Annotated in this window: 10 protein-coding genes and 1 pseudogene; 9 read left to right on the top strand and 2 right to left on the bottom strand. The window is 40.2% G+C overall.

Annotated features, from left to right (window positions below; all coding sequences use genetic code 11):
* From K6D58_RS02380 to flgE, 9 genes and pseudogenes are all read left to right on the top strand, one after another.
* Positions 1 to 715: pseudogene (locus K6D58_RS02380) on the top strand (hypothetical protein); the annotation flags it as partial.
* Positions 712 to 2,565, top strand: coding sequence for a hypothetical protein (locus tag K6D58_RS02375; RefSeq protein WP_296827171.1), 1,854 nt, complete (start codon positions 712 to 714; stop codon positions 2,563 to 2,565). The pseudogene K6D58_RS02380 and the gene K6D58_RS02375, both read left to right, overlap by 4 nt.
* 18 nt (positions 2,566 to 2,583) lie before the next feature.
* Positions 2,584 to 3,807 carry a tRNA uracil 4-sulfurtransferase ThiI gene (thiI, locus tag K6D58_RS02370; RefSeq protein WP_296827169.1) on the top strand — a complete coding sequence of 408 codons (1,224 nt, stop codon included), beginning with the start codon at positions 2,584 to 2,586 and terminating at the stop codon, positions 3,805 to 3,807.
* Positions 3,807 to 4,973: a hypothetical protein gene (locus K6D58_RS02365; RefSeq protein ID WP_296827167.1), complete on the top strand. Its 1,167-nt coding sequence runs from the start codon at positions 3,807 to 3,809 to the stop codon at positions 4,971 to 4,973. Before thiI ends, K6D58_RS02365 begins: the two co-directional genes overlap by 1 nt.
* A gap of 161 nt (positions 4,974 to 5,134) precedes the next feature.
* Complete coding sequence (locus K6D58_RS02360) at positions 5,135 to 6,427, top strand: hexokinase family protein (protein ID WP_296827165.1); 1,293 nt, start codon at positions 5,135 to 5,137, stop codon at positions 6,425 to 6,427.
* Positions 6,428 to 6,445: 18 nt separating this feature from the next.
* Positions 6,446 to 7,087, top strand: coding sequence for a periplasmic-type flagellar collar protein FlbB (locus K6D58_RS02355; RefSeq protein WP_296827163.1), 642 nt, complete (start codon positions 6,446 to 6,448; stop codon positions 7,085 to 7,087).
* A gap of 45 nt (positions 7,088 to 7,132) precedes the next feature.
* The gene (locus tag K6D58_RS02350) at positions 7,133 to 8,542 is read left to right on the top strand and encodes a flagellar hook-length control protein FliK (protein ID WP_296827161.1); all 1,410 of its coding nucleotides are present in this window, start codon (positions 7,133 to 7,135) and stop codon (positions 8,540 to 8,542) included.
* 16 nt (positions 8,543 to 8,558) lie between these two features.
* On the top strand, positions 8,559 to 9,020 hold the full coding sequence (gene flgD, locus K6D58_RS02345; RefSeq protein WP_296827159.1) for a flagellar hook assembly protein FlgD: 462 nt from the start codon (positions 8,559 to 8,561) through the stop codon (positions 9,018 to 9,020).
* 30 nt (positions 9,021 to 9,050) lie between these two features.
* Positions 9,051 to 10,442, top strand: coding sequence for a flagellar hook protein FlgE (flgE, locus tag K6D58_RS02340; protein ID WP_296827156.1), 1,392 nt, complete (start codon positions 9,051 to 9,053; stop codon positions 10,440 to 10,442).
* A 181-nt stretch (positions 10,443 to 10,623) separates the two neighbouring features.
* On the opposite strand, the gene K6D58_RS02335 is transcribed toward flgE, so the two are convergent.
* On the bottom strand, positions 10,624 to 10,776 hold the full coding sequence (locus K6D58_RS02335) for a hypothetical protein (protein WP_296827154.1): 153 nt from the start codon (positions 10,774 to 10,776) through the stop codon (positions 10,624 to 10,626).
* A gap of 7 nt (positions 10,777 to 10,783) precedes the next feature.
* A complete protein-coding gene (locus K6D58_RS02330) occupies positions 10,784 to 11,899 on the bottom strand; it encodes a hypothetical protein (RefSeq protein WP_296827152.1) in 1,116 nt (371 codons plus the stop codon).
* Positions 11,900 to 12,052: the final 153 nt, after the last annotated feature.

The raw sequence follows: 12,052 nt of genomic DNA, 5'->3' as shown, positions 1-12,052 counted from the left end.
AAAATACCTCCGCTTTTACGGAATGTTTGCCATGACTCAGTATCAGACTCCTTATGAACTTGAAAACTGGCCTTCTGACTGTACTCCTAACGGTCTTGGCTTCCAGGGGGGAGCAGAAACCTATATTCCATGCAGACAGGGCTATTTCCATGCCTGGCTTGAAGGCTACTGGGCTGATCCGTACATGTATGTAAAGGAAGATCCTAACTGGTCAATGGTACGCACTTATTCAGAAAACATAGGTGATATGGCTATTTTTTATGAATGGGTAGGTTCTCCTTTTGGTCCTGATACAATTGCCGGTGAACTTAATGCAGGTTATGAGATTCCGGAAAAATGGAGCCTTACAGGAACTTATCTTTTTATGGCTAAGGGTGAATATTCCGGTACCAATATCTTTACTGAAGCCCTGGACTGGGGTGGAGTTGATACTGTCTGTGATATTGATGAATGGGTATACCCTGATCCTAACGGAGCAATGGGAAGGGAAGAGGCTAAAAGAAGACAAAGCCTTACCTGTCCTTCCGGAACTCCTGAATACGTAAACAGAATCAGCCTTAGGGGTTCTTTATGTGCTACACCTGCCATTACATTTATGGCTCAGGGGGCCTTTACTTTTGTGTTTAACCATGACAATAACGAAGGTGAGTTTGAATGTGGTCCAGAAATTACATTTGCCACCAGTATTAAAATAAAGGAGTTCCTTATTAAATGAAAAAGTTTTTAGTATTTATTTTAAGTATTTTTATTTCTGCTGAAGTTTTTGCCCAGATGAGCGTTAATCCCCAGCATGAATTTTATTCCTATGCCCAGGGCTGGTATCTTAAGGGCTATGTAGAATCACTTCCTCCTTTAAGACCATATCCTGTGTCAAAAATAAAGGAAATCCTTACTTCCGTTCTTGAAAAAACAGAAGACGAAGGAGTAACAGATGATGACTTCCTTATTGCATCCCGTCTTTATGAAGAACTTACAGGTAAAAGCTTTCATGTTGTAATGGAATCAGACTTTACAGTAACAAGGGATATTACTGACGACGGAAATGAAGAACTGGACTCAGATACAAACAAGCTGCTCTGCATTTATCCTTCTGTTCAGGGAGACCTGACTTTTAAAAGTGATTTTGTTTCCATGGGATACAAGCTTGGTTTTGCAGCAAGAAATGCAAAGGATGAAAGTGACTTTCTTCCGGCTTATACTCATTCAGAACATGATTCAATTCAGGACCCTGCATCTGTAGGTCCTGCAAATGTTTATCTTGATGTTGATGATGTAATTTCCATTGGTTATAACAACCTTTACCTTCAGGCAGGTATTTACCGCTCAGGTTATGGTACTTTTATTGGTCAGGGACTTGCCCTTAATGATTCAACCTATCATGCAGGAAACCTTTCCTTTACTTATATGGGAGACCTTTTTACTTATGCCCAGCAGATTTCCGTAATCGGAGCTACAACCAGTTATAACGGAGATAACCTGAGCCCTAACAAGGTTCTTGCCTTTCACCAGATTTCATTTAAGCCATTCAGTTTTCTTGAAGTTGCCTACTATGAGTCAATTGTTTACGGAAAGCGCTTTGATTTAAGTTATGCCCTTCCTGTACCTTATATGGTTGCCCAGGGGGTAGGCGGCTGTTCTGATAACCTTCAGATGGGACTTAAGTTTGACGTTCGTCCTTATAAGGAACTTCTCTGGACTACAGACATTTATGTTGATGATTTTTCTGTAAATGACATAGTAAAGCTTAACATTGATGCCAAATACCGTATTGCCTTCCAGACAGGGCTTTTGTATACACCATCAAATTCATTCTGTGACAATTTGAGCCTTAACTATACTCTTATTACACCTTATACCTACAGCCACTGGCAGTATGATTCAGACAGTGTAGCTTCCATAAGTGCAGGAACTGTAAATTATCAGGATTATACTAATTCAGGCATTCAGATGGGAGCAAATATTCCTCCTAACTCAGATGCAATTAACATGAGCATTACCTTTAGTCCCCTTAAGAGCCGCAATCTTTCTTTTGTACTTCATACAAATTATATCCGTCACGGTAATGTTTCAGAAAGCCTTACTGATGAGGAAGCCCTCCGTTACCTTCTTGCTGATGCAGGTGTTTATGCTACAGACGGCAGTGCCAACCAGCATTCAATGTATGAGACATCTTCCGGAAAAAGTTCAGGTGATCATGTAGATACTGCATGGAACGCCCTTAATTATCTTTCTCAGGATCATCAGATGTACATCATTCAGTGCGGGGCTGATGCTGAATATAAGTTCCCTGTTTCTAAAAAAGGCCGCAGCCTTTCCCTTAAAGTAGGCTATATGTTTGAATATACCCACAATTATGGTGTAGACGAAAATATGTATCCGGGTGGACTTGTAACAGAAAGCTCTGATGGTGTTTATGAATATGACGGTAAGACTTATTCAGATGCAGATGGTTCTTATGACGGCAGCGTTTCTGACCTTGTAAACATATTTAAGGATGCCTGGGAAGACAATCTTGTAAACAGACTTTGTAATTATGTTACTGTGGGCTTCTGTTATCGTTTCTGATTTAAGCGGAGAATATTAATGAAGAATAATCAGGTTAATCTTGAAGTTTATAATCAAATGTACCTTGGTAAGCTGGGTGAACTGACACTTAAGGGGTCAAACGTAAAGGTCTTTGAAAAACAGCTTCTTACAAACCTTAAGTATGCAATTTCCGGCAGTGCTGCTAAGGCCTGGCTTTCTTCCGGAAGGCTTTATGTTGCAGCTAAGGAAGAGGCCTGTCCTGTAGTGGAATACGCCCTTGATCATCTTATTGGTATTACAGGCTGGGCTAAGGTCCGCTGTGTAGAAAAAACTCTTGATGCCATAAAGGCTGCTGTCAGGGAAGAAGGTCTTGCTGCAAAAGCAAATGGTGCCAGAACCTTTAAAATTGACGCCAGAAGGGAAGACAAGGACTTTGCCCTTAATTCCTATGAAATTGCCATTCAGGCAGCTGGTGTTCTTTTTGATGACAATACCCTTGCTGTAGATGTACATCATCCTGATGCCGTAATAAATGTAGAAGTAAGGGACAAGTGTTACGTTTACTGTGCTCAGAAAAAGACCTGCCGTGGACTTCCTGTAGGTGTAAGCGGAAAGGGTCTTCTTCTTTTAAGCGGTGGAATCGACAGTCCTGTTGCCGGTTACCGTATGATGAGAAGGGGTATGAAAGTTGACTGTATTTATTTTCATTCATACCCTTATACTTCAGAAGAAGCTCAGAAAAAAGTAGAAGATCTTGCTAAAATCATAGGTCAGTTTGGAGTTGAGACTTATCTTAATGTAATTCCTTTTACTCAGGTTCAGATGCATATCAAGCAGCATTCTCCGGAAAACTATTCCACCCTTATGCTCAGGCTCTGTATGATGAAGTGTGCAAATCTTTTAGCCCCAAGAATCGGAGCCCAGGCATTTATTACAGGAGAAAGCCTGGGTCAGGTTGCAAGCCAGACTAATGAAAATATGGCCTGTACTGAAAGTTTTGCTGAATATCCTTTATACAGGCCTCTTATTGGTCTTGATAAGGAAGAAATTATCCGTACTGCAGAATTTCTTGGCACTTACGAAGTTTCAATCCTTCCTTATGAAGACTGCTGCGTGCTTTTTAGTCCGAGACACCCTGTTTTACGTTCTCCTGTAGAAGAAGCTAAGCGCATTTATGATGAAATGCAGATAGATGATCTTGTTCAGAAAGCTTTTGACGAACGAAAGATTATTCATTTTTCAGTTCAGGAAACCATAAAAGAAAAGTTTGGTGAAAAATAATGAAGCTTAGGGGAAGAAAACCTGTATTTTTACTTTTCCTCATACTTTTTTCCGTACTGCTGCCTTTTTTCCCTCAGGATCAGGGGCAGACAGTTACCGAGAATCCTTCTTTTGAAGATCCTTCAGAAATTCAGGAAAATGAAAATATTGTGCCTCTTCTTCTTCAGGGAATATGGTCAAATAAAAGCCGTTACGTGGTTTTTGATACAGGTTTTTTATCTGACCCTGATTCTTCCATACCCCAGCTTGTCCTTAAGGCCTTTTACGGTCTTTATGATGACAGGGCCCAGGAGAGCCGGGATTATACCCTTGAACATAAAAGGGACGTTAATGATGTTACAAGCCAGGCCCGGGCTCAGGAAAACTCAGTTACTTACCATCCTCTTACCCAGCAGCTTTTTCCCGGGGAATATGGTCTTGATGTAGTAAACGAAAACGGAGACATATATTCTGCAGGATCTGCCAGCAGTGGTGCCTGGGATTTAGAAATCAAATACGAACATAATAACGAAAAGTATCATGTGCCTGTCTGCATTATTGGAGACAGCCTTTACCTTAATTTTGTAATCAAAACTTATTCTTCTACAGATGAATCAAATCCGCTTTTAGGTTTCTGGCAGGATGCAGGAAGTGCTTCCGGTATTCTTATAAGTCCTCCTGTAATGAATAAGGAACTGGTGTCTTACTTTGTTACTGACAACGCTGTTTACCACATCAGGTACTGGAGGACGGACATGGAATACGATCCTTCTGTTCTTGCTGAATTTTCTGACGGCAGTGAAAGCTATTCCGTTCCAAAGCACCTTCTTTCTGCAGGCAGAGTCTTTACCTGTGTAAACGGCAGGGCTACAAGGATAAGAAACATAGAAAAAAGCCAGGATTTTCCTTTTGAATATCAGCTGAATTCAGTAAAAATCAGCAGAAGTGACTCAGAAGGCAATATTCAATCCAGGGAAACTGCAACTTTATGTGCTTTTGGTCAGCCTTACCTTAAGCGTACTGACGGAAGCATGACCCTTGAAGAAATAATTGCTAAAGATAAGGAGCGTCCTCCCATTAAGGCAAAGCCTCTTTTTCCTCCTCACGGCATACTTGATTTTGACTGGAGTATAATAAAACTTCCTCCTGAGGACTGGAACAGAAGGATGCAGGATCTTGGCAAATAAAGGTCTTTATATTATTAAAAAATATTAAATTTTCGTCATAAGTGTAAAAAAAAGGTGGAGAAATTATGGCGAAATGGTGTATCATATACGGGTATTTTTAGAAAGAAAAAAGTCAGGAATTTTCTTTCTTAAGGATATGTATATAAAAATAGGGAGTTTTTATGAATAAAGCCGCTCAAGCCTTTTTAGGCCGCCACAATTTTCAGCATCATATTGACGTAAACACTGTTGCTGAATCAATTCTCTTTGACATGGATGAAGGTCTCTGCCATCGTAAAGCAGGTCAGGATATGATTCTTACATATTCTAACCCACCGGAATCAATGCCTGTAAACAAAACTGTTATTGTAATTGATGCAGGTGGAACTAATTTCCGTTCATGTCTTGTTACTTTTGATGACAAGGGTCAGCCATCTATTTCTGAAATGGAAAAGACAAAAATGCCTGGTGTAGAAAAAGAGCTTTCTAAAAAGGAATTTTTTGACCAGTTTGCAGTTAACCTTGAACATCTTAAGGATAAGGCCAGTCAGATTGGTTTCTGTTTTTCTTACCCAATGACTATTACAGAAGACGGAGACGGCGTTCTTATAGGTTTTGCAAAAGAAGTTAAGGCTCCGGAAGTAAACGGATGTCATGTTGGTGCAGAACTTAAAAAAGCCCTTAAGGAACATGGCTGGAAGAATGAACTTGAAGTTGTTCTTATGAATGATACTGTTTCTGCTCTTCTTGCCGGAGCTGCAGGAACTCCTGAAGGTAAAAAATATTCATCATACATCGGTTTTATTCTTGGTACAGGAATGAACGGTGCATATATCCAGAGTGAAGATGCAAGATACCCTGGTCTTAAAAAGCAGATTGTTGTATGTGAAAGCGGTAAGTTTACAATGCTTCCATCTTCTGATTTTGACCGTGCCTTTGATGCTAAAAGCCAGAAACCTGGAACTTCAATTCTTGAAAAACAGTGTTCAGGAGCATATTTTGGTCCTGTAGCCTGGGAAATGGTAAGCTGTGCTGCTAAAGAAGGCCTCTTTTCTGCTGAATTTGCATCAAAACTCCTTGCTCTCCCTGGTCTTACCCTTATTGAAGTAGACAGATTCCTTCACGGACCATATTCTTCTTCCCACACTCTGGGAAAAATTGCCTGTGAAAGTGCTACAGCTGCTGATTATGAGATACTTTTTGACCTTCTTGACGCCATGGCTGAACGTTGTGCCCGCCTTGCAGCAGCTATTCTTACAGCCTGCCTTGTAAAGAGCGGAAAGGGACAGCTTGCCTGTGAACCTGTATGCCTTCTTTGCAATGGTACAACTTTCTTTAAAACCTATAAGGTTTATGAAAGGGTTAAGGGATATCTTGAAGAAGTTCTTGTAAAAGAGCGTAATCTTTATTTCGAAATTGTCGAAAAAGATAATGATATAACTTTCGGAACAGCAATGGGTGCTTTCCGTAAATAATTTTATTCAGGAAGATCTATGGGTGCAAAAAAGTCTTTATTAAAATCACTGCTTCTGATTATTTTAATTATAATCCTCTCCCTTTTTGGAATACTCTGGTTTGATATTCTGAACGTGATTAATGCAAAGAGCTTTTTTGCACCTCTATACAAACTTATAGGACTTGCACCTCAGACATCCCGCACAGTTACTGATCTGGATGATATTGAAATCTTTGACAAAGACGAAGATATCCTTAAAAAACGCATGCAGTCCATTTCAATTCAAAAAGAAGAACTTGATAAAAGGGCTCAGTCCATCTCTGAACAGGAAGAAGCAAACCTTCTTGTAGCCCAGGAACTGGAAGATGAGAGACTGGCTTTTGAAGAAGAGAAAAAAACATTCAACAACCGTGTAAAAAAATACGATGATAAATATATAAGGATCGAACAGCTGGTTTCCCAGTTAAACAGCATGGCTCCAAAAAATGCCGTTGCTATCCTTGTAGACATGTGCAAGACAGATAAACAGTATGTTGTAGACATTCTTCGTACTGCTGATGAAATTGCCCAGCGTGATGGAACTGCTTCCAACACCAGTTACTGGCTTAGTCTTATGCCGGTAGATGTCTCAGGTGAACTTGGAAAACTTCTTGTTGTAAAGCCTGTAAGCCTGGATTAAGTCAGGAGAGGCCTTCGGTTCTTAATATTAAACACGGAGGCACTGATGCAGAATCTGGCTATTATATCTGTTCCAAAAGAAAAAGCTGATATTCTTAGCGTAAAAACTCCAGCAAGTAATTCACTGCAGAAAAAAGATTCTTCCTCTGATTTTTCTACAATGCTTTCAGAAATGACAGCTGCAAGGGAAAAGCCTGAAGTAAAGGAAAGTCAGCCGGAAAAAGAAAGTTCTTACAGTAAAGTTTCTGAAGATAAAAAATCTGTAGAAAAAGAAGAAATTGCAGAAAAAAATATTCCGGAAGATAAGAAACTTCAGGACAAAAAAGAAGATTTACCGGAAGAAAAGCTTTCTGAAAAAAATCAGGATAAAAATGATGACCTGGCAATTAATCAGGAACCAAACCTTATTTTTGCCGGAATGAATTCATTTGAAGAAAAACTCCCTTCTCAAAGTCTGCAGGCTGATGTAAATGAAAGCGAAAAGCTTGAATTAAGTGGTGCTCAGCTGGACTATCTTCATGGCAGCAGTAAGGAAGAAAATTTTGATTTTCTTATTGATAATGCAGAAGAATACATTGCAGGAGATAAGGGAGAGTTTCTTTTAAATAAGGCCCAGGATCTTTCTCTGGAAAGCCCGGACAAGTTTCTTGTTATGGCTGAACAGGTAAGTGAAAACATCTCTGCTGCAGAAATTACAGAAGAAAGCCTCATGCCTTTTTCTGTAAAGGAGCAGAAACTGCAGAAAGAAGGTGAGGCTCCTTTTTTTACAGAAGATTTAAAAAACGCTCAGCAGAAAAAAGAAGGCGTATTTACAATATTTGATAACCGCAGTCCTGACGAAAAAGTATCAGCAATAGAAGAAAATACTCAGCTTAAGGTAGAAATCTCAGAAAAAGAAAGTTCTTCCCTGGATATGACACTTAACCTTAATCAGCAGCATGTTAATCAGAATCTTACTTCTTCAGTTTCTCAGACAGCAGCAGCAGACGGCTCTACATTCCAGCAGATGCTTTCCCAGACAATTTCTCATAATGCACCGGAATTTGTAAAGGCAGGAAATATTGTTTTAAGGGACAACAATAACGGTTCCATTAACATGATTCTTAAGCCTGAGAGCTTAGGAAATGTTAAGGTCAGCCTTCAACTTTCCGATAAAGTAATTACAGGGCAGATTGTTGTTGCCACAAAAGAAGCATTCGAGGCCTTCAAGGAGAATCTCGATACTTTGCGGCAGGCTTTTCAGCAGAGTGGATTTGAAGATGCTCAGTTTAACCTGACATTTTCTGATAATTCCCAAAGTGGAGCCTTTGCCGGGCAGCAGAATCCCCAGCAGCAGAACAGTCAGTTCTATTCGAATAAGGCCTATTCCGGTTTTGTTCAGGTAGAAAAGGATTTACCGGCAGATGAGACAAGGTATTATTCATCCGGTCAGTCAAAAATTGACGTTGTTGCATAAATAAATGGAGTGATACATGGCAGTTAGTAATGAAACAGCAGCTTTAAACACAAGACTTTCTCCAGAAGAAATGTCCGCTGTAGACATGCAGGTTGATTACCTTAACAAGCAGAACAAGATTGGAGACCGTCAGGTAAGTGCTTCTTTAGGTAAGGATGATTTCCTTAAGCTTCTGATTGCTCAGCTTACTCATCAGGATCCAACATCACCTATGGAAAATACAGAGTTCATTGCCCAGATGGCACAGTTCTCTTCTCTTGAGCAGATTACAAACATGAATGAAGAGTTTTCCAAGATGAATGCAATGCTGGTTTCTAATCAGGCTGTTGGTACTATCGGTAAGACCGTTGACATTGACCTTAACGGTGCAACTGTAAGCGGAACTGTTGATGCTGTAACTTATGGTGCTAATCCACAGGTTAAAGTTAACAACATGTATTACGACATGAAGAAAATCACCGCTGTATACGGCGAATAAGAAGAGTAAATAAATTAAGAGGGTAGTTATATGATGAGATCACTTTATGCTGGTGTTTCAGGTTTGCAGAATCATCAGACACGTATGGACGTAATCGGAAACAACATTTCCAACGTTAATACATACGGATTTAAAAAGGGCCGCGTCAGCTTTCAGGATATGATCAGCCAGCAGATTGGCGGTGCTTCTAAACCTCAGGAAGAACTTGGCGGTGTTAACCCTAAAGAAGTTGGACTTGGTATGAGTGTTGCAACAATTGACACTATCTTTACTCAGGGAAACCTTCAGTCTACTGGTAATACAACCGACATTGCTATTTCTGGTAACGGTTTCTTCGTTCTTAAAAACGGAGATGAAACTTTCTATTCAAGAGCCGGTGTTTTTGGTGTTGATTCAAACGGTACCCTCGTTAATCCAGGCAACGGTCTTCGTGTTCAGGGATGGATGGCTCAGAATGTAAACGGTGAACAGGTTGTACGTACATCTGCAACACCTACTGATCTTGTAATTCCTATTGGACAGAAAGATCCTCCACATGCTACAGAAAACGTTCACTACTTCTGTAACCTTGACAAGAATATGCCTGAAATTCCTGAAAATCCTACTGACGAACAGATTGAAAACGGAACATGGCCTACAACTGTAAAGATTTATGACAGCTTTGGTAACGAACATATTATGGCAATGAACTTCCGCAAGGTTCCGGGTAATCCTAACCAGTGGACTGTAACTGTTGATGTTGATCCTAATGGTGAATTCAATACAAATACACGCATCGGTATGGGAACAACTGACGGTGTAGAAAATACTTATACCCTTAACTTTGACAATACAGGTAAACTTACTTCTGTTGTTGACAGTGCAGGAAACGTTTCTAACCAGGAAGGAGACATTATCCTTCAGACTTCTTTTGAAGTAGCAGATGCAAACCCTGATGCAGACGGAAACCCTTACCGCCAGACTTTTAACCTTAACCTTGGAACAATCGGCAGCATGGAAAACACTGTAACCCAGAGTGCTTCCAAGTCTACAACAAAGGCTAATTTCCAGGACGGATACAAGCTTGGTTACCTTGATACCTTTAAGATTGATAACAGCGGTATCATTACTGGTGTATATTCAAATGGTTCTACCCGTACAATCGGACAGATTGCAATGGCAAGCTTTACTAACCAGGGCGGTCTTGAAAAGAAGGGTGACAATACTTACGTAGAAAGCATTAACTCAGGAATGGCTAACATTGGAGAAAGCGGTACAGCAGGTAAAGGCAGCATGATTTCCGGAACTCTTGAAATGTCAAACGTTGACCTTTCTGAACAGCTTACAGATATGATTGTAACCCAGCGCGGTTTTGAATCAAATGCCAAGACAATTCAGACTGGCGATTCAATGCTTGAGACAATCATCAACCTTAAGCGCTAAGTAATAAGATAACTCCTTAGTGGAGTTTAATGCAGGCCCCGGTGCAGTATTTGTACCGGGATTTTTTTTTGTCTGGTCTGTGTAAGGGTAACGCTCTTGCGCAAAAAAAAACTTCCGGTCAGTAAGAAAGGTCTATGCATACCTTAATCTTAAGCCGGAAGTTTATAAAGGGTATAAGGAATTATTTTCCTTCATCCTTGATTTTTTCAAAGTCATCTTTGGCGCAGTATTCAATTTCTATCTTACCGCTGACTTCGTTTACCTTATAGATGGCATAATCCTGATAGTTGGCAATAAGCCATTCATCGTAAGCCGTCCAGTTATCAAATGTCATTGTCATATTACAGTTTTACGTGGAAGCTTAAAGCACCGCTCCAGAGGGCACTGTCATAGTTGTCTGAATCCATGAAAGACCTTACGTCAGCACAAATGTTTGCTGTAGCCTGGAAGATGATAAAGTTAAATGATGCACCTGCAAATACCTGTGGCTGGATGCGGGAGAAGTCAAAGTCTCCGTGCTTGTAGTCAGAGCTGTATCCGTCTGATGTATATGAACCTGAATCACTGTCTTTAACTGTTAAAGTTACATCACCGGAAGTAGTATAGCTTGTTGCAATGTCCCATGCCCATGATGTTGTTGTGTTTGAAAGAAGGGCTCTTCCGCCGGCAAATACTGTTGCTACAAGGAAGTTCTTGGAAACCTGTGTTTCAAGGAAGATAACGTGGGTGCTGTAAGAAAGATCAAGGTTAGCCTTGGTATTGCTTTCTGAAGATGTAACTCCTACCTGACCCCTTGTATAAACATAACCTGCTCCTACAGAAAGCTTTGGAAGAAGAAGGTTTCCTTCCCAGATTGCATAACGGGCATCAAGACCGAAAGTAATGTAGTCAAGGGAACCGTCAAAGCCCATCCAGCTGAATGTCATAGCCTGGCTTGCATCTGTAATTGAATCAGGATCATCAAAGTTTACACCTGTAAGTGAAGGGTTTGTCATCATAAAGCTTACACCGATATCAAACGGGAAGATGATTCCACCGATACGGGCATCAATGCTGATTGTAGGAAGGAAGAAAGAAGAAGGAATTGTTCCAAAGTCTACATTGCTTCCTGTTGCAGATTTTGCTGCACTTTCAAAAGATTTTGCAGCAGCCTTAAGACCGCTCATGTCAAGTTTTGTTCCACCAAGGGAAAGTCCAACGCCAAAGTGCATTGGGAGTGAAGGGAAGAATTTTCCGATGTAGGCATCTGACCATACGTTCTGCTGAACTGCAGACTGAGGAGCTGCTACAAGAAGGGTGCTGGCAAAGTCGTTCATGCCGTCCCTGATACCTGATTTGTCAAATGTAACACCATAAGTACTTAAATCATCAAAAGTATAAATTGTGTCATCTGCTGCAGCACTTCCGGCAATCATTGCTGCGGCTGCAAGGGCTGCTAAAAATTTTACTGATTTCATAAATCCTCCTGGTAAAATAGGACGTAAAACTTACAAAAAAGTAGTCGTCTATTAAAAGTCTATTGCTTATAGAACAAAAAATCAATTAAAAATATTTAAGTATTTTTTTTTATAAAAAAAGGAAAAATGCTGTTGACATTTTTTTTTGTAAAG

This window comes from Treponema sp. (assembly GCF_024696245.1).
GTDB lineage: Bacteria > Spirochaetota > Spirochaetia > Treponematales > Treponemataceae > Treponema_D.
The sequence above is the reverse complement of the archived record's forward strand: the minus strand, read 5'-3'. Positions and strand labels throughout refer to the sequence as shown.